Source organism: Pseudomonas syringae (assembly GCF_021606685.1).
In the GTDB taxonomy this organism is placed as follows: domain Bacteria; phylum Pseudomonadota; class Gammaproteobacteria; order Pseudomonadales; family Pseudomonadaceae; genus Aquipseudomonas; species Aquipseudomonas syringae_R.
The window spans coordinates 1-22,504 of record NZ_WKCB01000060.1 but is presented as its reverse complement, the minus strand read 5'-3'; the positions used below and the strand labels follow the sequence as shown (position 1 = coordinate 22,504).

The 22,504-nt window shown below is 63.8% G+C and carries 11 protein-coding genes; 7 read left to right on the top strand and 4 right to left on the bottom strand.

Annotated elements, in window-relative coordinates; all coding sequences use genetic code 11:
• Nucleotides 1-3: 3 nt before the first annotated feature.
• A complete protein-coding gene (locus GIW02_RS20350) occupies nucleotides 4-270 on the top strand; it encodes a hypothetical protein (RefSeq protein ID WP_236414887.1) in 267 nt (88 codons plus the stop codon).
• A 64-nt stretch (nucleotides 271-334) separates the two neighbouring features.
• Here the strand turns inward: GIW02_RS20350 and GIW02_RS20345 are convergent, their stop codons facing one another.
• Entirely contained in the window at nucleotides 335-886 is a 552-nt protein-coding gene (locus GIW02_RS20345) for an RNA polymerase factor sigma-70 (protein ID WP_236414884.1), read from the bottom strand.
• Between the two features lie 301 nt (nucleotides 887-1,187).
• Here GIW02_RS20345 and GIW02_RS20340 point away from each other — a divergent pair, with 301 nt between their 5' ends.
• The 3 genes from GIW02_RS20340 to GIW02_RS20330 all read left to right on the top strand — a co-directional run bounded on the left by GIW02_RS20340 (nucleotide 1,188) and on the right by GIW02_RS20330 (nucleotide 15,992).
• Nucleotides 1,188-1,940 carry an alpha/beta fold hydrolase gene (locus GIW02_RS20340; RefSeq protein WP_236414882.1) on the top strand — a complete coding sequence of 251 codons (753 nt, stop codon included), beginning with the start codon at nucleotides 1,188-1,190 and terminating at the stop codon, nucleotides 1,938-1,940.
• A gap of 54 nt (nucleotides 1,941-1,994) precedes the next feature.
• Nucleotides 1,995-14,891 (top strand): non-ribosomal peptide synthetase, encoded by a 12,897-nt coding sequence (locus tag GIW02_RS20335; protein WP_236422015.1) that lies wholly within the window; start codon nucleotides 1,995-1,997, stop codon nucleotides 14,889-14,891.
• A 138-nt stretch (nucleotides 14,892-15,029) separates the two neighbouring features.
• Complete coding sequence (locus GIW02_RS20330; RefSeq protein ID WP_236418589.1) at nucleotides 15,030-15,992, top strand: carbohydrate binding domain-containing protein; 963 nt, start codon at nucleotides 15,030-15,032, stop codon at nucleotides 15,990-15,992.
• A gap of 78 nt (nucleotides 15,993-16,070) precedes the next feature.
• Here the strand turns inward: GIW02_RS20330 and dsbG are convergent, their stop codons facing one another.
• Genes dsbG through dsbD form a run of 3 tightly spaced genes read right to left on the bottom strand, consistent with a single transcriptional unit; the run spans nucleotide 16,071 to nucleotide 19,404 of the window.
• Complete coding sequence (gene dsbG / locus GIW02_RS20325) at nucleotides 16,071-16,841, bottom strand: thiol:disulfide interchange protein DsbG (RefSeq protein WP_236418590.1); 771 nt, start codon at nucleotides 16,839-16,841, stop codon at nucleotides 16,071-16,073.
• Nucleotides 16,817-17,662 carry a TlpA disulfide reductase family protein gene (locus GIW02_RS20320; RefSeq protein WP_236418591.1) on the bottom strand — a complete coding sequence of 282 codons (846 nt, stop codon included), beginning with the start codon at nucleotides 17,660-17,662 and terminating at the stop codon, nucleotides 16,817-16,819. The genes dsbG and GIW02_RS20320 overlap by 25 nt, the downstream gene beginning before the upstream one ends.
• A complete protein-coding gene (gene dsbD, locus GIW02_RS20315; RefSeq protein WP_236418592.1) occupies nucleotides 17,662-19,404 on the bottom strand; it encodes a protein-disulfide reductase DsbD in 1,743 nt (580 codons plus the stop codon). Before dsbD ends, GIW02_RS20320 begins: the two co-directional genes overlap by 1 nt.
• Before the next feature lie 176 nt (nucleotides 19,405-19,580).
• Between dsbD and GIW02_RS20310 the strand changes: the two genes are divergently transcribed.
• From GIW02_RS20310 to GIW02_RS20300, 3 genes are all read left to right on the top strand, one after another.
• The gene (locus GIW02_RS20310) at nucleotides 19,581-20,276 is read left to right on the top strand and encodes a response regulator (protein WP_236418593.1); all 696 of its coding nucleotides are present in this window, start codon (nucleotides 19,581-19,583) and stop codon (nucleotides 20,274-20,276) included.
• Complete coding sequence (locus GIW02_RS20305; RefSeq protein WP_236418594.1) at nucleotides 20,273-21,595, top strand: ATP-binding protein; 1,323 nt, start codon at nucleotides 20,273-20,275, stop codon at nucleotides 21,593-21,595. The genes GIW02_RS20310 and GIW02_RS20305 overlap by 4 nt, the downstream gene beginning before the upstream one ends.
• 138 nt (nucleotides 21,596-21,733) lie before the next feature.
• Nucleotides 21,734-22,501: an N-acetylmuramoyl-L-alanine amidase gene (locus GIW02_RS20300; protein WP_236418595.1), complete on the top strand. Its 768-nt coding sequence runs from the start codon at nucleotides 21,734-21,736 to the stop codon at nucleotides 22,499-22,501.
• Nucleotides 22,502-22,504: the final 3 nt, after the last annotated feature.

Here is a 22,504-nt window from a genome sequence, read left to right as displayed (position 1 = left end):
CCGATGCCCCATCCGGCTGACCTTTACGGCCTTTCCCACGGCGAAGTGCTGCGGCGTTTCGATGCGCGGTTGGCGGCAATGGTGCATTACTTTTATCTGGATAAGCCCTGCTACGTGGGGGCCGCAGGCTCGGCGCAGAATCGTTGCCCACATTGCCACCAGGCATTCGACTTCGCCCACAAGCGCGCGGCATTACTCATTCTCGCTCTGCAAATGCAGGCCAAAAAAGGTGAGAGGGGGCTTGCGCCCGATGAGGGTGTGCCAGTTTAGGTATCCGTAACTGACCCACCGCCATCGGGGGCAAGCGCCCTCCCACATGGGTGTTGCGTTGTTCTTAAACCCGGCGCGCGAAGGTATCGCTGTGGTTGCCCGACACCTTGCGGCAATGCACCAGTGCGTCGCGGATCATGAAGTTCACCAGGGTCGGCGAGACGCCTAGCTCCTTGGCGATGTCCTTTTGCGGCACACCGTGCAGGCGGTACATCTCGAACGCGTAGCGAGTGCGCTGGGGCAGCTCGGTCAGGGCGTCGGCGATGTTTTCCAGGGTGTTGAAATTGATGTGCGAGGTCTCCGGTGAAGCGCCGTGAATAACCACATTCAAGCCTTCCTCTTCCGTTCCTGAGTATTTGAGCTCCAGTGCCTGCTTGCGGTAGTGATCGATCGCCAGGTTGCGCACGATCTGGAACAGATAGCTGAGCTGCGCCTTGAACGACGAGGTGATCGTTGGCGCCGATTGCAGGCGGAAGTAGGCGTCCTGCACTACGTCTTCGGCCCGGGAGCGACACCCGGTAATACGTGCTGCGATCTTCACCAGAATGAGTCGATTGTCGACGAACGCCTGGAGAAGTGGTGAGTCGCACCTGCCTGTGGTTACTTGTTCCGTCATGGAAATCACCTTGTTGCAAAAGAGGTTAGGGGAGGGCGTCCTTGCTGAAGCCTCCTACACATCGGGCAACAAATTATGCTGAATGATAATGATTGTCAAATGAGAAGGCGAACTAATCTTATGCTTTCTTGTTCGGTGTGAACCACGTCTCGCTCGCCCCTGCTGACTAATTATTTGCCGCGGCCGTCCGTTCTCTGGGGGACAGGTCCGTAAGTGAAACGGCCAAGGATCAGCACCCGCAGGAGGGCGAAATGGGTTTTTATCGTGCACACAGCGTGTTTCAGTTTGGAGTCGTGATTCGATGAATACGCCGACTCGACTGCGCCTGTTCTGCCTGCCCTATTCGGGCGCCAGCGCCATGGTTTACGCACGTTGGCGCCGGGCTCTGCCGGAGTGGCTGCAGGTGAGCCCGCTGGAACTGCCCGGCCGTGGCATGCGCATGGATGAGCCCCTGCAACGTGATATCAAGGCGCTGGCGGCGCAGTTGGCGGATGAAATCAGCCGTGACCTGAGCGGGCCGTATGCGTTGTTCGGCCACAGCCTCGGCGGCTTGTTGGCCTTCGAACTGGCCCACGCGCTGAAGGCGCGCAACGTGCCCGCGCCGCTGGCACTGTTTGCCTCCGGCACCGCCGGGCCGGCGCGCCGCGATGTCAGTGAATACGCCGTGGAAAAAACCGACGAGCAACTGATCGCCCGCCTGCGCGAGCTGCAGGGCACCGCCGAAGAAGCCCTGGCCAACCCCGAGTTGATGCAACTGATGCTGCCGATCCTGCGCGCCGACTTCCTGCTGTGCGGCAGTTTCACCTATGGCGAGCGTGAGCCGCTGGGCATGCCGATCCATGTGTTCGGCGGTAAGGAGGACAGCGTGCGCGCCGACCAACTGCTCGACTGGCAACTCGACGCCGCCAGCGGGTTTTCCCTGGACATGTTCGACGGTCACCACTTCTTCCTCGTGCAGCATGAAAGCGCCGTACTGCGCTGCCTGCGGCGGTACGCCGACGAGCACCTGGCCCGCTGGCGCAATGGCGCGGCGCGGCAACTGGCCGCCAGCTGAACACTGCTACCCATTCCCCGAATTTCCCGTAAGCCGATTTCAGGCAGGAACCCCATGATGGACGCCTTCGAACTTCCCCGCACCCTGGTCCAGTCCCTTCAACGCCGTGCCGCGCAGACCCCGGACCAGGTCGCCCTGCGCTTCCTCGCCGAGTCCGCCGAGCACAGCGTTGTGCTCAGTTACCGTGACCTGGACCTGCGCGCCCGCACCATCGCCGCGGCCTTGCAGGCGAACGCGGCATTGGGTGATCGCGCGGTGCTGTTGTTCCCCAGTGGCCCGGACTACGTCGCGGCGTTTTTTGGTTGCCTGTACGCCGGCGTGATCGCCGTGCCGGCCTATCCGCCTGAGTCCGCCAAACGTCATCATCAGGAACGCTTGCTCTCGATCATCAGCGACGCCGAGCCGCGCCTGCTGCTGACCGTCGCCAGCCTGGGCGACGGCCTGGCGCAGCTCGACAACGCACCGCCGGTGCTGAGTGTCGACACCCTCGACGCCGCCATGGCTGACGGTTGGCATGCGCCCGACCTGCAGCCCGACGACATCGCCTTCCTGCAATACACCTCGGGCTCCACCGCGCTGCCCAAAGGCGTACAGGTCAGCCACGGCAACCTGGTGGCCAACGAAGTGCTGATCCGTCGCGGCTTTGGCATCGACCTCAACCCGGACGATGTGATCGTCAGCTGGCTGCCGCTGTACCACGACATGGGCCTGATCGGCGGCCTGCTGCAACCGATTTTCAGCGGCGTGCCGTGCGTGTTGATGTCTCCGGCGTACTTCCTTGGCCGCCCCTTGCGCTGGCTGGAAGCGATCAGTGAATACGGCGGCACCATCAGCGGCGGCCCGGACTTCGCCTATCGCCTGTGCAGTGAGCGGGTCAGTGAGTCGGCCCTGGAGCGCCTGGACCTGAGTCAATGGCGCGTGGCCTATTCCGGTTCCGAGCCGATCCGCCTCGACACCCTGGAACGCTTTGCCGAGAAGTTCGCGACCTGCGGTTTCAGATCGAATAATTTCTTCGCCTCCTATGGGTTGGCCGAAGCGACTCTGTTTGTTGCCGGCGGCCAGCGTGGTCATGGCATCCCGGCCCTGCGCGTAGATGAACAAGCCCTGGCCGCCAACCGCGCAGAAGCCGGGCAGGGCAGTGCGATCATGAGTTGCGGCACCAGCCAGCCGGACCACGCGGTGCTGATCGCCGATCCGCACACGCTCAGCGAAGTGCCCGACAACTGCGTTGGCGAACTCTGGGCCAGCGGCCCAAGCATCGCCCACGGTTACTGGCGCAACCCTGAAGCCAGCGCCAAGACCTTCGTCCAGCACGCTGGCCGCACTTGGCTGCGCACCGGTGACCTGGGCTTTATCCGCGAGGGCGAGGTGTACATCACTGGCCGCCTCAAAGACCTGCTGATCGTGCGTGGGCACAACCTGTATCCCCAGGACATCGAACAAACCATCGAGCGTGAAGTGGAAGTGGTGCGCAAGGGCCGGGTCGCGGCATTTGCCGTGAATCACCAGGGCCTGGAAGGCATCGGCATCGCCGCCGAGATCAGCCGCAGTGTGCAGAAAATCCTGCCGCCCCAGGCGCTGATCAAGGCCATCCGCCAAGCCGTTGCCGAGGCCTATCAAGAGGCGCCGAGCGTGGTGGTGTTGCTCAACCCCGGCGCATTGCCCAAGACTTCCAGCGGCAAGGTGCAGCGTGCGGCCTGCGCGATTCGCCATGCCGATGGCAGCCTCGACAGCTATGCCCAGTTCCCCGAGCTGCAAGCGCAGGCCAGCGATGGCGTGTTGGCGTCCGAGCTGCAAAACCGGATCGCAGCGATCTGGTGCGAACAGTTGCAGGTCGCAACGGTCGCGGCCGATGATCACTTTTTCCTGCTTGGCGGCAACTCCATCAGCGCTACCCAGGTGGTCGCGCGCGTGCGTGAAACCCTGGGCCTGGAGCTGAACCTGCGCAGTCTGTTCGAAGCGCCGACCCTGGCCGGCTTTGCCGCCAGCGTCGCGCAATTGCAGGAGGATGGCGGCGTCGCCCAAGGCGCGATCCCACGGTTGTCGCGCCAGGACGAGTTGCCCCAGTCCCTGGCCCAGAACCGCCTGTGGATCACCTGGCAACTGGACCCGCAGAGCAGCGCCTACACCATCCCCGGCGCCCTGCGCTTGCGCGGCGAGCTGGATGAAGATGCCGTGCGCGCAAGCTTCCAGCAACTGATCCAGCGCCACGAAGCCCTGCGCACGCGCTTCTATGAGCGCGACGGCCAGGGCTTCCAGCGTGTCGAGGCCAGCGCGGCATTCGACCTTCAAGTGATCGACCTCAGCGACCTGCCCGTGGCCGAGCGTGAGGCGCGCGCGCAGCAGATCCGCGAAGACGAAGCGCGCAGCCAGTTCGACCTGGAAAAAGGCCCGCTGCTGTGGGTGACCCTGGTGCGCCTGGACGATGAAGATCATCAACTGCTGGTGACCCTGCACCACATCATCGCCGACGGCTGGTCGCTGACTGTCCTGATCGACGAATTCTCGCGGCTGTACGCCGCCGCCGCCCAAGGCCAGACCCTGGAACTGCCGCCCCTGGCCCTGCAGTACGCCGACTACGGCAGCTGGCAGCGCCAATGGTTGGCCGCGGGCGAAGGCCAGCGGCAACTGGCGTACTGGAAGGCGCAGTTGGGCGACGAGCATCCGACCCTCAGCCTGGCCACCGACCACCCGCGCTCGGCGCACCACCGTCACAGTGCTTCGCGCCATAGCGTGCGCCTGAATGCCAGCCTCAACGAGGCGATCCGCCAAACCGCCCAGGCCCACCAATCGACGCCGTTCATGCTGTTGCTGGCGGCGTTCCAGACCTTGCTCTACCGCTACAGCGGCCAGCGTGATATCCGCATCGGTGTGCCCAATGCCAACCGCCCGCGCCAGGAAACCCAAGGCCTGATCGGCTTCTTCATCAACACCCTGGTGCTGCGCGCCGAGCTGGAGGCGCGCCTGCCGTTCAACCAGCTGCTGGCCTCTGTGCGCGAGAGCGTATTAGGCGCCCAAGCGCACCAGGACCTGCCGTTCGAACAGCTGTTGGAAGCCTTCCCGCAGGCGCGCGAGCAGGGCTTGTTCCAGGTCATGTTCAACCACCAGCAACGCGATTTGAGCGCCTTGCGCCGCCTGCCGGGCATGCTCGCCGATGAGCTGCCGTGGCACAGCCGCGAGGCCAAGTTCGACTTGCAATTGCACAGCGAGGAAGACCGCAACGGGCGTCTGAGCCTGTCGTTCGACTACGCCGATGAGCTGTTCGACGCGGCGACCATCCAGCGCCTGGCCGAGCATTTCATCCACCTGTTGCAGGGCGCGTGCGAGCAACCGCAACACGCCATCGGCGACCTCGCGCTGATGCAGCATGACCCGCAGCAGGCATGGAACGAGGCGCCGTGCGCACCTGCCCGGCAGTGGTTACCGGAGTTGCTCAACCAGCAGACGTCGGACAACACCGCGCTGGTGTGGGAGGACGGCAGCCTGACCTTCGCCCAGCTGCACACCCAGGCCAACCGCCTGGCCCACTACCTGCGCGACAAGGGCGTCGGCCCAGATGTGTGCGTGGCCATCGCCGTCGAGCGTTCGCCGCAACTGTTGATCGGCCTGCTGGCAATCATCAAGGCCGGTGGCGCCTATGTGCCGCTGGACCCGGATTACCCCGCCGAGCGCCTGGCCTACATGCTCAAGAACAGCGGCGTGCACTTGCTGCTGACCCAGACCGCCTTGCTGGACCGCGTGCCGAGCGCCCCGGGTGTGTGCACGATTGCCCTGGACAGCCTGCACCTCGACGGCTGGCCAACCCAGCCGCCGGGCCTGCACCTGCAGGGCGACAACCTGGCCTATGTGATCTACACCTCCGGCTCCACCGGCCAGCCCAAAGGCGTGGGCAATACCCATGCGGCCCTGGCCGAGCGCTTGCAGTGGATGCAGGCCACTTATCAGCTGGATGCCAGCGATGTGTTGATGCAAAAAGCGCCGATCAGTTTTGACGTGTCGGTGTGGGAATGCTTCTGGCCGCTGGTCAGCGGTTGCCGCCTGGTGCTGGCCGGCCCGGGCGAGCATCGCGACCCGCACCGGATTGCGCAGTTGGTGCAGGAACACGGCGTGACCACGTTGCACTTTGTGCCGGCGCTTTTGCAGTTGTTCATCGACGAGCCGCTGGTTGCCGAGTGCACCAGCCTGCGTCGCCTGTTCTCCGGCGGCGAAGCCTTGCCCGCCGAGTTGCGCAACCGCGTGCTGGCGCAGTTGCCGGCGGTGCAATTGCACAACCGTTATGGCCCGACCGAGACCGCGATCAACGTCACCCACTGGCACTGCACGGTCGAGGATGGCGAGCGCTCGCCGATCGGCCGGCCGCTGGGCAATGTGATTTGCCGCGTAGTGGACGAGCAACTCAACCCATTGCCGGCCGGTGTGCCGGGTGAGCTGTGCATCGCTGGCATCGGCCTGGCGCGCGGCTACCTCGGGCGTGCCGGGCTGACCGCCGAACGCTTTGTCGCCGACCCGCTGGGCGCGCCGGGCGCACGCCTGTATCGCACGGGGGACCGAGCGCGCTGGAGCGCCGATGGCGTGCTCGAATACCTCGGTCGCCTCGATCAACAAGTCAAACTGCGCGGCTTCCGGGTAGAACCGGAAGAAATCGAAGCGCGCCTGCTGGCCCTCGACGGCATCGCCCAGGCGGTGGTGCTGGTGCGTGATGCGCAGTTGATCGGTTACTACACCGCCAGCACCGCGCTCGACGAACAGGACGTAAAAGCCGCCCTGGCCGCCGAGCTGCCGGAGTACATGGTGCCTGCGCAACTGATGCGTCTGGACGCCATGCCCCTGAGCCCCAGCGGCAAACTCGACCGCCGCGCCTTGCCAGAGCCGGTGTGGCAAACCCGTGAGCACGTTGAACCCGAAACCGCCTTGCAACAGCAGATCGCCGCGATCTGGCGCGAGGTCCTCGGCCTGCCACGGATTGGCCTGCGCGACGACTTTTTCGCCCTCGGCGGCCACTCGTTGCTGGCCACGCAAATCATCTCCCGTACCCGCCAAGCCTGCGACGTCGAGCTGCCGTTGCGCACCTTGTTCGAAGCCAGTGAGTTGGGCGCGTTTGCCGAACAGGTCGCGCTGATCCAGGCGTCGGGCCAGCGTAATCAGCAAACCGCGATCGCCCAGGTCGACCGCAGCACGCGCGTGCCGTTGTCGTATTCCCAGCAGCGCATGTGGTTCCTGTGGCAGATGGAGCCGGACAGCCCGGCCTACAACGTCGGCGGCATGGCGCGCCTGCGTGGCGTGCTGGACGTGGGGCGCTTCGAGGCGGCGTTGCAAGCCTTGATCATGCGCCACGAAACCCTGCGCACCACCTTCCCGAGTGTCGATGGCGTGGCCTACCAGCAAGTATCGGCGCAGACCGGCCTGCGCATGGCCTGGCAGGACCTCTCGGCGCTGAATCAGGCCGAGCGCGAGCAACGTCTGCAACAGTTGGCCGATCATGAGGCCCACACCCCGTTCAACCTGGAAACCGGCCCGTTGCTGCGCGCATGCCTGGTCAAGGCCGGCGAGCAGGAGCACTACCTGGTGCTGACCCTGCACCATATCGTCACCGAAGGCTGGGCCATGGACATCTTTGCCCGTGAACTCAGCGCCTTGTACGAAGCCTTTATCGATGAGCGCCTGTCGCCGCTGGCGCCGTTGCCGGTGCAGTACCTCGACTACAGCGTGTGGCAGCGCGAATGGCTGGAGGCCGGCGAACGCCAGCGCCAGCTCGACTACTGGACGGCGCAGCTGGGCAATGAGCATCCGCTGTTGGAGCTGCCCGGCGACCGCCCACGCCCGCCGGTACAAAGCCATCGGGGCGAGCTGTACCGCTTTGATCTGAGCGACGAGCTGGCCGCTCGCGTGCGCGCCTTCAATGTCGAACACGGCCTGACCCTGTTCATGACCATGACCGCCACCCTCGCGGTGTTGCTCTACCGCTACAGCGGCCAGACCGACCTGCGCATCGGCGCGCCGGTAGCCAACCGCATTCGCCCGGAAAGCGAAGGGCTGATCGGCGCGTTCCTCAACACCCAGGTGCTGCGTTGCCAGCTCAATGGGCAGATGAACGTCGCGCAGTTGTTCGAGCAGGTACGCCACACCGTGATCGAGGGCCAGTCCCACCAGGACCTGCCGTTCGACCATTTGGTGGAGGCCCTGCAACCGCCGCGCAGTGCGGCGTACAACCCGCTGTTCCAAGTGATGTGCAACGTGCAGCGCTGGGAATTCCAGCAAAGCCGCCAACTGGCCGGCATGGCCGTCGAGTACCTGGCCAACGATGCGCGTGCGACCAAGTTTGACCTCAATCTGGAAGTCACCGACCTCGACCATCGGCTGGGTTGCTGTCTGACCTACAGCACCGACCTGTTCGACGAGCCGCGTATTGCGCGTATGGCCGAGCATTGGCGCAACCTGCTGGAAGCACTGATCGCGGATCCACAACAGCGCCTCAGCGAACTGCCGTTGCTGACCGCCACCGAGCAGCGCGTGTTGCAGGACAGCCTGGGCGTGGAGGCGGGCGAGCATCGCCTCGACCAGTGCCTTCATCAGCTGTTCAGCCAGCAGGCGCACAAGCGTGGCGATGCACCGGCGCTGACCTTCGCCGGTGAAACGCTCAGCTACCGTGAACTCGACGCCCGCGCCAATCGCCTGGCCTGGATGCTGCGCGAGCGCGGGGTCGGCCCGCAGGTACGGGTCGGCCTGGCGCTGCCACGGTCCCTGGAAATGGTCATCGGCTTGCTGGCGATCCTCAAGGCTGGCGGCGCCTATGTGCCGCTGGACCCGGAGTACCCGCTGGACCGCCTGCACTACATGATCGAAGACAGCGGCATCGGCCTGTTGCTCAGTGACGCGGCGATGTTCGAAGCCCTCGGCCAATTGCCCGCCACCGTCGCGTGCTGGTGCCTGGAGGATGACCTGCCGGTGCTGGCGAACTACCCGGCGGACGAGCTGCCGTTTATCAGCCTGCCGCAACACCAGGCGTACTTGATCTACACCTCCGGCTCCACCGGCAAGCCCAAAGGCGTGGTGGTGTCCCACGGCGAAATCGCCATGCATTGCCAGGCGGTGATCGAGCGTTTCGGCATGCGCGCGGACGACTGCGAACTGCACTTCTATTCGATCAACTTCGACGCTGCCACCGAGCGCTTGCTGGTGCCGCTGCTCAGTGGTGCGCAGGTGGTATTGCGCGCCCAGGGCCAGTGGGATGCCGAAGAAATCTGCGCGCTGATCCGCACTCATCGCATCACTATCCTGGGCTTTACCCCGAGCTACGGCAGCCAGTTGGCGCAATGGCTGGCGACCCAGCAGCAGACCTTGCCGGTGCGCATGTGCATCACCGGTGGCGAAGCGCTTACCGGCGAACACCTGCAGCGCATCCGCGCGGCGTTCCAGCCTCAGGTGTTTTTCAATGCCTACGGCCCGACTGAAACGGTAGTGATGCCGCTGGCCAGCCTTGCGCCCGAGCAGTTGGAGGAGGGCGCCGCGAGCGTGCCGATCGGCAGCATTATCGGCGACCGCGTGGCCTACATTCTCGACGCCGACCTGGCCCTGGTGCCGCAAGGCGCGACGGGCGAGCTGTACGTCGGCGGAGCGGGCCTGGCCCAGGGTTACCATGCGCGAGCGAGCATGACCGCCGAGCGGTTTGTCGCCGACCCGTTTGCCCTCAATGGCGGGCGCCTGTACCGCACCGGCGACCTGGTGCGCCAGCGCGCCGATGGTCTGGTGGAATACCTTGGGCGTATCGACCATCAGGTGAAAATCCGCGGTTTCCGCATCGAACTGGGCGAGATCGAAACCCGCCTGCTGGAGCACGAATCCGTGCGCGAAGCGGTGGTGCTGGCGCTGGATTCGCCAAGCGGCAAACAGCTGGTGGCGTACCTGGTCAGCGACGCCGACCACGGCGCCTTGCGGGATGCGCTCAAGGCCCACCTCAAGGCGCAACTGCCGGACTACATGGTGCCTGCGCACTTGATCATTCTGGACAGCATGCCGCTGACCGCCAACGGCAAGCTCGACCGGCGTGCCTTGCCGCAACCGGACCCCGAGGCCAATCGCCAAACCTATGTGGCGCCACGCAACGCGCTTGAACAGACGCTGGCTGCCATCTGGTGCGCGGTCTTGAACGTGCAACAAGTCGGGCTCGACGATAACTTCTTTGAGCTGGGCGGCGACTCGATCCTGTCGATCCAGGTGGTCAGCCGTGCGCGGCAGGCGGGGATTCATTTCAGCCCGCGTGACCTGTTCCAGCACCAGACCGTGCAGAGCCTGGCCGCCGTCGCCACCCGCTCCGAGCAGGTCACGGCCGAACAAGGCGTGCTCACCGGCAGCTCGGGCCTTACGCCGATTCAGCATTGGTTCTTCGACACGCAGGTGCCCAACCGTCAGCACTGGAACCAGGCGCTGCTGCTTAAACCCTTGCAATTGCTCGACCCTCATCGCCTCGAACAAGCGCTGTTGGCGGTGCTGGAGCATCACGACGCCCTGCGCCTGAGCTTCACCCGGCGCGACGCGCCATGGCACGCCGAGCATTTGGCCGTGCCCCAAGGGGGCGTGCTGATGCAGGCGCAAGTGCGCGATATGGCGCACTGCACCGCACTGTTTACCGACACCCAGCGCAGCCTCGACCTGGAACACGGCCCGCTGCTGCGCGCCTTGCTGGTAGACGGGCCCGAGGGCCAGCAACGCCTGTTGATCGTGATCCATCACTTGGTGGTGGATGGCGTGTCGTGGCGTGTATTGCTCGAAGATCTGCAGAACGTGTACCGCCAACTGAGCGACGGCCAGTCCGTCAACCTGCCGGCCAAGACCAGCGCGTTGCGTGATTGGGCCGCGCGTTTGCAGGCGTACGCCGCCAGTGAATCCCTGCGTGAAGAGCTGAGCGTCTGGCAGGCGCAACTGGCCGGCCCTGACGCGGCCTTGCCGGTGGCTCGCCCCCAAGGCGCGCTGCGTAATCGCGATGCCGACACCGTCAGCGTGCGTCTGGATGCCGAGCACACCCGCCAGTTGTTGCAACAGGCCCCGAGCGCGTACCGCACCCAGGTCAACGACCTGCTGCTGACGGCCCTGGCCCGTGTGTTGTGCCGCTGGAGCGGGCACGCGTCGGCGCTGATCCAGCTGGAAGGGCATGGCCGCGAAACCCTGTTCGATGACCTCGACCTGACCCGCAGCGTGGGCTGGTTCACCAGTGCCTACCCGTTGCGCCTGACTCCGCACACCACGCAGGGCGACTCGATCAAGGCGATCAAGGAACAACTGCGCGCCGTGCCCCACAAGGGCCTCGGCTATGGCGTGCTGCGCTACCTGGCCGACGACCAGTGCCAGCAGGCCATGGCGGCGCTGCCGTCGGCGCCGATCACTTTCAATTACCTCGGCCAGTTCGACCAGAGCTTTGGCGCCGATGCGTTGTTCCATCCGCTGGATGAGTCGGCAGGCCTGGCCCATGACCCGGATGCACCGCTGCCCAACGAGTTGAGCGTGGACAGCCAGGTGTATGGCGGTGAGCTGGTGCTGCGCTGGACCTTCAGCCGTGAACGCCACGACTCGCAGACCATTCGCGACCTCGCGCAGGCCTACCTGGCGGAGCTGCAAAGCCTGGTCGCGCACTGCCTCAAGGACGGCGCCGGCGGCCTGACGCCGTCCGACTTCCCCCTGGCACGCCTGACGCAGCCGCAGCTGGATGCGTTGCCGGTGCCCGCCACTGCCATCGAGGACGTGTACCCGCTGACCCCGATGCAGGAAGGCCTGCTGCTGCACACCTTGCTCGAACCGGGCACCGGCCTCTACTACATGCAGGACCGCTACCGCATCAACAGTGCCCTCGACCCGCAGCGTTTCGCCCAGGCCTGGCAGGCGGTGATCGCCCGTCACGAAGCCTTGCGCGCCTCGTTCTGCTGGAACGTCGGCGAAGACATGCTGCAAGTGATCCACACCCCCGGCAGCACGCCGATTGAATACCTGGACTGGAGTGCCGACCCCGAAAGCGAGCAGGAACCGCGCCTGCAAGCGCTGCTCAAGCAGGAACGCGAGGCGGGTTTCGATCTGCTCAACCAGGCACCGTTCCACTTGCGCCTGATCCGCGTCGGCGCAGAGCGCTACTGGTTCATGATGAGCAACCACCACATCCTCATCGACGCCTGGTGCCGTTCGCTGCTGATGAATGACTTCTTCGAGATCTACCTGGCCCTCGGCGAAGGCCGCGAAGCGCAGCTGGCCACGGCGCCGCGTTATCGCGACTACATCGCCTGGCTGCAACGCCAGAACCTGAACGAGGCACGCCAGTGGTGGCAGCAGAACCTGCAAGGGTTCGAGCGCACCACGCCGATCTCCAGCGACCGGCCGTTCCTGCGGGAACACGCAGGCCACAGCGGCGGCATGGTGGTGGGCGACTGTTACACCCGTCTCGAGGCGCGTGACGGCGCGCAGTTGCGCGAACTGGCCCAGGCTCATCAACTGACCATCAACACCTTCGCCCAGGCCGCATGGGCCCTGGTATTGCGGCGCTTGAGCGGCGACCGCGACGTGGTGTTCGGCGTCACCGTGGCCGGGCGCCCGGTGGACATGCCCGAGATGCAGCGCACCGTCGGCCTGTTCATCAACAGCATTGCGCTGCGGGTGAAACTGCCCGAGGACGGCCAGCCTTGCAGCGTGCGTCAGTGGCTGAGCAGCCTGCTCGACAGCAACATGCAACTGCGCGAGTACGAATACCTGCCGCTGGTGACCATCCAGGAACACAGCGAATTGCCCAAGGGCCAACCGCTGTTCGACAGCCTGTTCGTGTTTGAAAACGCCCCGGTGGAAACCTCGGTGCTGGATCGCGCGCAAAGCCTGAATGCCACCTCGGACTCCGGCCGCACCCACACCAACTTCCCGTTGACCGCCGTGTGCTACCCGGGCGATGACCTGGGCTTGCACCTGTCTTATGACCAGCGCTATTTCGATGAAACCACCGTGCAGGGCATGTTGGGCGAGTTCAAGCGCCTGCTGCTGGCGTTGGTGCAGGGCTTCCATGGCGACATGGCCGAGCTGCCGCTGATCGGTGAGCAGGAACGTGAGTTCCTGGTTCACGGCTGTAATCAGAGCGAGCACGCTTACCCTCTGGAGCGCAGCTATGTCGAACTGTTCGAAACCCAGGTGGCTGCGCACCCGCAGCGCATCGCCGCCAGTTGCCTGGATCAGCAATGGACGTATGACGAACTGAACCGCCGCAGCAACGGCCTCGGCCACGCGCTGATCACCGCAGGCGTCGGCCTGGATCAACCGGTGGCGTTGCTGGCCGAGCGCAACCTTGACCTGTTGGGCATGATCATCGGCAGCTTCAAGGCCGGTGCCGGCTACCTGCCGCTTGACCCGGGCCTGCCGAGCCAGCGCTTGCGCAGCATCATCGACTTGAGCCGCACACCGTTGCTGGTGTGCACCGAGGCCAGCCGCGAGCAGGCCATCGAGTTGCTTGAAGGCTTCGACTGCCAGTTGCTGGTGTGGGAGGAGGTGCCCGCGCGCGGGGAAAACCCAGGGATCTACAGCGGCCCGGACAACCTCGCCTACGTGATCTATACCTCGGGCTCCACCGGCCTGCCAAAGGGCGTGATGGTGGAGCAGCGCGGCATGCTCAATAACCAGTTGAGCAAGGTGCCGTACCTGGCCTTGACCGACGCCGATGTGATTGCGCAAACCGCGTCGCAGAGCTTCGATATTTCCGTCTGGCAGTTCCTCGCCGCGCCGCTGTTTGGCGCGCGCGTGGCTATCGTGCCGAACACCCTCGCTCACGATCCCCAAGGCTTGTTGGAACACGTGCAGGCGCAGTGCATCAGCGTGCTCGAAAGCGTGCCGTCGCTAATCCAGGGCATGTTGGCTCAGGACCGTATCGGGCTGGACAGTCTGCGCTGGATGCTGCCGACCGGTGAAGCCATGCCGCCGGAACTGGCGCACCAATGGCTGCTGCGCTACCCGCAGATCGGCCTGGTGAACGCCTACGGCCCGGCGGAATGCTCGGACGATGTGGCGTTCTACCGCGTCGACCTGGCTTCGACCCGCGGCACTTACCTGCCGATTGGTACGCCGACCGACAACAACCGTTTGTACCTGTTGGACGCTGCGCTGGAGCTGGTGCCCCAAGGCGCCGTCGGTGAGTTGTGTGTGGCCGGCACTGGCGTGGGTCGCGGTTACGTCAGCGACCCACTGCGCACCGCCCCGGTGTTTGTGCCGAACCCGTTCGGCGCTCCGGGTGAACGTCTCTACCGCACTGGCGACCTGGCGCGCTGTCGCAGTGACGGCGTGTTGGAGTATGTCGGGCGTATCGACCATCAAGTGAAGATTCGCGGCTACCGCATCGAGCTGGGTGAAATCGAAGCGCGCCTGCATGAACAACCGCAAGTGCGTGACGCGGCAGTCGGCGTGCAGGAAGGCGTCAACGGCAAGCACCTGGTGGGTTACCTGGTGGCGGCCGATGAAGCGCTGAACCCAAGTGATCGCCTGGACCGCATCAAGCAACGCCTGCGTGCCGAGTTGCCGGAATACATGGTGCCGCTGCACTGGTTATGGCTCGACCGCCTGCCGCTCAACGCCAACGGCAAACTCGACCGCAAGGCCCTGCCAACCTTGGAGATCGGCCAGTTGCACAGCCAGGACTACCTGGCGCCGCGCAACGCGCTGGAAAGCACCTTGGCCGCGATCTGGGCCGACGTGTTGAAAGTCGAAAAGGTGGGCGTACAGGACAACTTCTTCGAGCTGGGCGGGCACTCGCTGCTGGCCACGCAGATTGCCTCACGGGTGCAGAAAAACCTGCAGCGGGATGTGCCGCTGCGGGCGATGTTCGAGTGCAGCACGGTGGCGGAGTTGGCCGAGTACATTGATGGGCTGGCAGCCAATGAAATCAGTGCGGATAAAGTGGATCGCTTGAGCGATTTGATGGCAGAACTGGAGGGGCTTTGAGGGGATGACCTTTGGTCGGGAACCCTGGTTTTCGATCAAAACCTGTCAACTTTGACAGTAGCCAGTGGCTGCCGCTCCGGCATTGAATGACCCCTGTGTGATGGCTGATTTATTTCTACTACGCCCAGGGGATTCACCATGGCTACCAAACCATCTTCGAGCGGTGCATCGTCATCGGATAGCAGCCCTGGGGTGTTGGACAGCCCTGGGGTCACCAAGACGATTACGATTAGACGCACGCGTGTGTGTGAGGTGATCACTGACCTGACCTTCAGTGTGGCTGCGTTTGCGCAGTTGCCTACGCCGCAGGTGCCTCAGTCGGAAGACGGCATTTTGGATTTGCGTACCTTTACGGGGGACGCCACCATTTTTATAGAAAAATGGGTGTTCATGGAGACGGGGCAAAAATGCTGGCTGGGCTGCACGGGCAAGCAGAAGGACGGATCTGACCACACTGTTCATGTGATGGTGGGCAAAGCGATCACCGCCGCCGATGTGAAAAATGGGTTGTCGCGTACGCTTCCCCGTGTGGAGCTGGAGAAGTTTGCCAACCGCACCCAGTTGACCATCGTATTCAAGACCGAATTGGATGCGTGTTGTGAAAAAGGCGAGAAGATTATCTTTCCTGCGTTGAAGCTGACCCTGCGTAAGCCTTATCGAGATTTGACGGATTTCAATGACCAGACCTTGGGGCTGTGGAAACTTGGCTCGGGGGCGTCTGATCCGAGGGACATCAATATTGAAACGGTGACCGGCCCCGATGGAAAACCTAGCTATAGCGTCAGGGATTTCACCTACACCGAAACGAGCAATGGGCCCATTTTACAGCGGGTATTCGATGACCTTGATGAAGGCGAAACCTATCAGTTTTCGGTAAAAGTTCGTCGATGGAGTACTCAGTACACCACGCCAAAGTTGTCGTTGCGCAAGGATTCAGTGGTTAAAACACCTGTGTTGGAACTGGTAGACCTTAACTGGCATACCCTGAGTTTCACCTTTGTTGCGGGCTCTGCGCCGGTACTGCTCGACTGCTTCAGCCATGAAAAAACAGCGGGCGGGAACGATTGGTATATGAAAGATTTCCTGGTTGAAAGCGTTTAAGCCGCCCGCTGAATAAAATGCCCACGTTCACGTGGGCATTTTTTTAAACAACAGCAGGTCGTGACGAGCCGGGGCCGCTTACTTGGGGCCAAGGATCTTCACCAACTTCTCCGGCGACGGGGCGCCTTGCTGTTGTTGCAACTGCCCCTTGTCATCCAGATAGAAGATCGCCGGCGTCGCCGACAACTCCAGCTCATCCATCAACTTCATATTGGCATCGAGCTTGGCCTCGATGTTCGCCGGGATCTTGTCCAGTGCTTTCAGTTTGCTGGCCTTGCCGGCGGCTTCGTGTTCTTCCAGGGCTTTTTGCGGGTCTTTGGCGGCGAACAGCGCGGCGGATTTGCCGGGGCTGTCTTCGCGGATAATCCCAACCATGATATGCCGCAGTTGCACCTTGCCGGCCTTCACCCACGGGCGTGCCTGTTCCCAGAACATGTTGCAGTAAGGGCAGTTGGGGTCGCTGAACAGGTAGACGGTGCGCGGGGCGTTTTTATCGCCGTCCTGTATCCAGCTGCTCTTTTCCATCTTGGCCCAGACTTCCTTGGCCATCGGTGCGTACACCAGTTTTTCCAGCGGCGCGCTGCTCAGGTCATTGCCCTGGGCGTCGTACAGGTTGCCGGCGAGCACGTGCTTGCCGTCGGCGGTCAGGTACAGGGCCATGCCGCGGTTCTGGTACTGCGCGGCGTAGCCGGTGAGGCCGCTAGGCGCATCGAATTTGCCCAGGATCCTGGCCCCCTTGGCCTCGATCTGTTTGATCGGTGCCGGCCAGTCTTCGGCCTGGGCCAGGGTTGCCGTCGCGCTCAGTGACAACAGCGGCAGCAGGGTCAGCAGGTGGCGGAGGCTTGGCATGTCGGTTTCCTTTGAGGGGCGGTGTCGAAGGGTTCCATGGCGCGGGCCAGGCTGGCTTGGGACAGTTCGCCCAAGTGGCTGTTGATCAGGCGCCCGTCGGCTTGGTAGAACAGCGTGGTCGGCAGGGCCATGGAGCCGACGGCCTGGCCGAGACGGCCGCTGGCGTCGAACAGCACGTTGTCGAGGGTCAGGCCCTGGGTGGCCAGGAAGGTGCTGACGCTTTGCATGCTTTCGGCCTGGTTGACGAACAGGAAGGTCACGTCGGGGCGCTGGTGCTGTGCGCGTTCCAGTACCGGCATTTCGCGACGACAGGGTGGGCACCAGGTGGCCCACAGGTTGATCACAAGCGGGCCGCCTTTGTAGTCGGCCAACTGCACCACGTCACCGTTGGCGTTGCGCAAGGTGATGTCCGGCAGTTGCGAGCCCCTGTCGTACAGGCTCAGGGACACGCTGGTAAGGCCCCAGAACACCAGCCCGGTGATCACCCCGGCGCCCAGCGGCTTGCGCAGGGCAGGGCGGCGCCAGCCGTAGACCAGGGCGCCCAGTACCAGGGCGATCACACCGGGCCAGGCGAGGAAGCCGCCGTCGCGCAGGTCGACCATCTGCAGAGGGTCGTGGCTGTATTCGTCCCAGTACATCAACACAAAGCTCACGCGCGCCACCAGCATGCCCAGCAGGAACAGGCTGAACAGCACCGATTCCGGGTTCTCACCGCCACGCTTGGCCACGCGCCATCCCACCAGGGTGGCGATAATCAGCGCGCAAATCAGCAGGATGTGATTCAGGGCGATGGCGAAAGTGCCGATGGTCAGGGTCAGCATCAGAGGGCTTCTCGGGTCTGATTCCAGCGTTGCAGGAAGGCGTCGGCATCCACTTCGCCGGTGATGCGTTGGGCACGGCGCTCTTCACCGTTGGGGCCGATCCAGATGAACGTGGGTGGCCCGGGAATCCTGTAGCGTTCCAGCAGCTCGCGGCTGGCGTCGGAGTCGGCTGTCACGTCGACCCGCAGCAGGCGCACGCCGTTGAGGGCGGCCATGACCTCGGGTTTGCCGAACACGGTTTTTTCCATGATCTTGCAGGACCGGCACCAATCGGCGTAATAGTCGAGCAGCACCCATTGGCCTTGAGCCTTGGCTGCGTCGAGCTGGCCTTGCAGGGCGGCAGGCGTGCTCACGCGGGTAAAGGCGTCGTGGGCGCTTGGCTCGCCAGCGGTGCGTGCGCCGCTGTAGACCTTGAGCGGTTGCCACACGTCATCACTGCCCCCCGCCGCGCCAATGACCAGCGCGCCACCCCAGAGGCCCAGCAGCAGTGAGCCGGCGCCAACCAGCAGGGCCGCGCGCCCGGTGTCGCGCGCCACTCGCCAGCCGCAATAGCCGACCACTACCGCCAGCGCGCCCCACGCGCCGACCCACGCAGCGCCGCCGAGCAGGGGCTGAATCAATACCAGCGCGGTGCTCAGGAACAGGAAGCCGAATACACCCTTGAGCAGGTTCATCCAGGTGCCGGACTTGGGCAGCACACTGTTGCCCACGGTCACCAACAGCAGCAGCGGCACGCCGATGCCGATACCCAGGGTGAACAGCGCCAGGCCACCAAACAGCACGTCACCGGTTTGGGCGATGTACAGCAGCAGGCCCGCCAGCGGTGCGGTCATGCATGGGCCCACCAACAACCCGGACAAGGCGCCGAGCACCCCGGCGCCGACCAGGCTGCCGCCACGTTGCTGGCGGCTGAGGTTGTCGAGGCGGTCGCGCAGGAACGCTGGCAGTTGCAGCTCGAAGAAACCGAACATCGGTAACGACAGCAGGATAAACAGCGCGGCGAAAGACCCCAGGATCCAAGGCTGTTGCAGCCACGCCTGCAGGTTGCCACCCAGCATCGCAGCGGCGACGCCCAATGCGGCGTATACCAGCGCCATGCTCACCACGTAGCTGCCGGCGAGGGCAAAACCGCGCCGTGGGCTCGCGCCGCTGCCCACCACCAGGCCCGCGAGGATCGGCAGCATCGGCAATGAACAGGGGAGGAAAGCCAGCAGCAGGCCCAGGCCGAACATGGCCAGCAGGCTCAAGAACAGGTTGTTTTCGCCGAGGAAGGTTGCGAGTTGCTGGTCGTCGGCGGCCCCCGCAGCTGTTAGCGCCGGGGCAGGCGCAGTGGACGGCCCGCCCAGGTCCACGGTGATTGACTGGGGCGGGTAGCACAGGCCGGCATCGGCGCAGCCCTGCCAGCCCAGCTTGACCTGGCCGGTGGTGCCAGCGGGGATCTTCACTTCCAGGCCCTGGCGATACACCTCCTGGTCACCGAAGTACTCGTCGCTGTGCGCCTCGCCTTTGGGCAACGGCGGTTGTTCGGCCAGGCCATCGAACTTCATGCGCTGTTTATAGAGGTAGTAACCGTCGGCAATCTGCCAATACAGCTGGGTTTCGCCGGATTCCAGGCGCTCGGAAGTAAACGTGAAAGCCTTGCCCACTGGGAGGAAGTCGGGTTTTGTCTCGAATGGGTTGCCAGGTGCTGCCTGGGCGAATCCCGCGAACATTACCAGTAGCAAGGTAAACAGATGCCGCATGGTCAAGCCTTTGTTCGATGCAAGTAGGCACACAATGTGTGGCGTTGATTAACCGATGATTAACCCGGGGGCTATTCTAAAGTGAAGGAAGCGTCTGAGCGCGCCTCTTTTCACGGCATAATCTGCGCTTAATCCGTGGCACCTTTAATCCTCCCATCTTTCATGAAGGGTTCACCATGCACGTACTGGTCTGTGAAGACGACGAACTGATCGCCAGCGGCATTGTGGCCGGCCTCGGCGCGCAGGGCTTTACCGTCGAGCGCGTGGCCACGGCCGCAGCCGCACGGGCGATGCTCAAGGCGGCCACGTTCGACATCATGGTGCTCGACCTCGGCCTGCCCGATGAGGACGGTCTCAAACTGTTGCAGCAACAGCGTAGCCAGGGTTTGGAAATCCCGGTGCTGATCCTGACTGCGAGAGATTCGGTGACCAACCGCGTCGACGGCCTGCAGGCCGGTGCCGACGACTACCTGCTCAAACCGTTCGACCTGCGTGAACTCGCCGCGCGCCTGCAAACCCTGTTGCGACGGGTGGCGGGGCGCAGCGTCAACCTGATCGAACATGGCCGACTGGCCTATGACCCAAGCAGCCGCGAGACATTCCTCGGCGGCCAGCCGGTGGACCTCTCGCGGCGTGAGCAGGCGCTGTTGCAAGCCCTGCTGCATAACAAGGGGCGTGTGTTGTCGAGTGAGCAGCTCAAGGACAGCGTCTACGGTTTCAACGACGAACTGGAAAGCAACGCCCTCAACGTGCATATCCACCACTTGCGGCGCAAATTGGGTAACGGCGTCGTCGAAACCGTGCGCGGCCTGGGCTATCGCCTGGGTACGGCGGACGGTGGCCCGGCGGATGAGGGAGAAAAGGTTTCGTGAAAAGCCTGCGCCTGCGCCTGACCTTCAAGCTGGGCGCCGCTTTTGTCTTGATCTGGGTCCTGGCGGCGGCCTGGATGCTCAACGATCTGCGCAACCAGATGATGTTCTCGCTCGACCAGCGCCTGGTCGCGTCCGCGCGCATGGTTGCAGGGCTGACCGAACAGATGCCAGGCCTGGCCAGTGTGAGCGGCGGCACGCAATTGCGCACGGACCAACTGAATGTACCCGGCGGCATGGCTTGCCAGGTCAGTTCGTTGCGCGGGGAAATCCTGGCGCGCAGCCACACCACCCCGGATGAGGGGCTGGAGTCGCGCAAAAGCGGTTTTCGCGACCAGGTCATTGATGGCGTGGGGTGGCGCAGTTTCACCCTGTCCCGTGGCGATTTGCTGATCACCACCGCCGACCGCCAGGTGGAGCGCGAGGCGCTGAACCTGTCGATCCTGCTGGCGGCTTCGGTGCCGGTGGGCGTAGCCCTGCTGGGTTGCCTCTGGTTGTTGTGGCTGGGCATCGGCCAGAGCCTGCTGCCGCTCAACCGCATGCGTGATGCGCTGATGCGCCGCAGTGCCGACTCCCTGGAACCGTTGCAGATTCATCCGCTGCCGAGCGAACTCAAGCCGCTGCTCGATACCCAGAACCAACTGCTGCAACGCATCGCCAAGACCATCGAGCGCGAGCGGCGCCTCACCGGCGACGCCGCCCACGAACTGCGCAGCCCGTTGACGGCAATCAAGACCCATCTGCAAGTGGCGCGCATGACCGAGGGCGCGGCGCGCGATCAGTCCCTGGCCCATGCCGAAGAGGGTGCCGACCGTCTGCACCGTACCCTGGAGCAGTTGCTGCTGTTGGCACGGGTGGAAGGCAGCCTGTCGTTCGACGACGGCCTGCAATCCAGCGCTGAGCAAGTCGCGCGGCTGGCGGTTCAGGATGCGAATGCCGGCGATAACCAGCGCATCGACCTGATCCTGGCCGACAACCTCAGTGAAACCCCGGTTGAAATGCCGGTCGCCCTGGCGGTTGCAGCCTTGCGCAACCTGCTGGATAACGCACTGCGCCATACCCCCGGTGACACCCGCGTAGAGCTGAGTGTCTTTAGCGCCGCCGACACCGTGGTGTTCCGTGTGCGCGACCATGGCAAGCAGATCGCCGCCGAAGACCTGCAGTACCTGACTCAACGCTTCTGGCGCAATGGCAGCAGCGAAGGTTGCGGCCTGGGCCTGGCGATCGTTCAGGCGATTGTGCAGCGTTGCTCCTGCTCGCTTAAATTCGACAGCCAGCCGGACGGGCTGCGGGTCGAGCTGGGGATGCCGCTGCGGCGCTGATCACTTCTTTTCAAGTGCCACATTTTCAAGTGCCACATAGTTACCGCCCTCCTCAAGGTTATCCCTTCAGGATGGCGGTAATTTTTTTGCGCTTGAACGGGCTGAATGACTCGGCCTGTATTGAAAAGGACGGTTCTTATGTTGGTGATCGATCATAGTTTCCCCGCCAGGGATTTCAACGAACGCAACGGCGAGCCGGTGCGGCAGATAGTTTTGCATTACACCTCGTCGCCCTTTGCGTCTTCTTTGCGGACCTTGACGCAGAAGGGCGTCAGCGCTCACTACCTGCTGCCTGATCCCGATGAACCCGGCTACCGCGCCGCCGGGTATGACGAATTGCGCGTGTTTCGCCTGGTGGATGAGGACAAGCGTGCATGGCATGCCGGGGCGAGCTATTGGGGTGGGCGTGATGACCTCAACAGCCGGTCGATCGGTATTGAGATCGTCAACCAGGCGGGGGATGACGGGGGTGTGTTTACCTTTCCTGCGTACGCTCAGGGGCAGGTGGATGAGTTGATTGCGCTGGTTCGCGACATCCTTGGGCGGTACCCGCAGATTGGACCGGCTGATGTTCTTGGGCATTCGGATGTGGCGTACTGGCGCAAGAGTGATCCGGGGCCGCGATTGCCGTGGCGCCGGTTGTTTGAAGCGGGTGTGGGGGCGTGGTTTGACGAGTTGACGCGGGCGATGTATCAGCGGCGGTTTTGTGTGGGGTTGCCGCCGGAGGTGGAGGTGGAGCGGGCGTTTCAGCGTTATGGGTATAAACCGGCGCGTAATCGGCAGGCGTTTGAACTCAGGACCAGGGCGTTTCAGATGCATTTTCGGGCGCGGGATTATCGTGGGGGGCTGGATGCGGAGACGTGTGCGATTTTGTATGCGTTGAATGAGAAGTATCGGGGGGTGTAGGGC

Excerpts from the sequence above, each read along its gene's own strand:
- GIW02_RS20350 (WP_236414887.1), top strand. The coding sequence starts at position 4 with ATGCCCCATCCGGCTGACCTTTACGGCCTTTCCCACGGCGAAGTGCTG.
- GIW02_RS20345 (WP_236414884.1), bottom strand. The coding sequence starts at position 886 with ATGACGGAACAAGTAACCACAGGCAGGTGCGACTCACCACTTCTCCAG.
- GIW02_RS20340 (WP_236414882.1), top strand. The coding sequence starts at position 1,188 with ATGAATACGCCGACTCGACTGCGCCTGTTCTGCCTGCCCTATTCGGGC.
- GIW02_RS20335 (WP_236422015.1), top strand. The coding sequence starts at position 1,995 with ATGATGGACGCCTTCGAACTTCCCCGCACCCTGGTCCAGTCCCTTCAA.
- GIW02_RS20330 (WP_236418589.1), top strand. The coding sequence starts at position 15,030 with ATGGCTACCAAACCATCTTCGAGCGGTGCATCGTCATCGGATAGCAGC.
- dsbG (WP_236418590.1), bottom strand. The coding sequence starts at position 16,841 with ATGCCAAGCCTCCGCCACCTGCTGACCCTGCTGCCGCTGTTGTCACTG.
- GIW02_RS20320 (WP_236418591.1), bottom strand. The coding sequence starts at position 17,662 with ATGCTGACCCTGACCATCGGCACTTTCGCCATCGCCCTGAATCACATC.
- dsbD (WP_236418592.1), bottom strand. The coding sequence starts at position 19,404 with ATGCGGCATCTGTTTACCTTGCTACTGGTAATGTTCGCGGGATTCGCC.
- GIW02_RS20310 (WP_236418593.1), top strand. The coding sequence starts at position 19,581 with ATGCACGTACTGGTCTGTGAAGACGACGAACTGATCGCCAGCGGCATT.
- GIW02_RS20300 (WP_236418595.1), top strand. The coding sequence starts at position 21,734 with ATGTTGGTGATCGATCATAGTTTCCCCGCCAGGGATTTCAACGAACGC.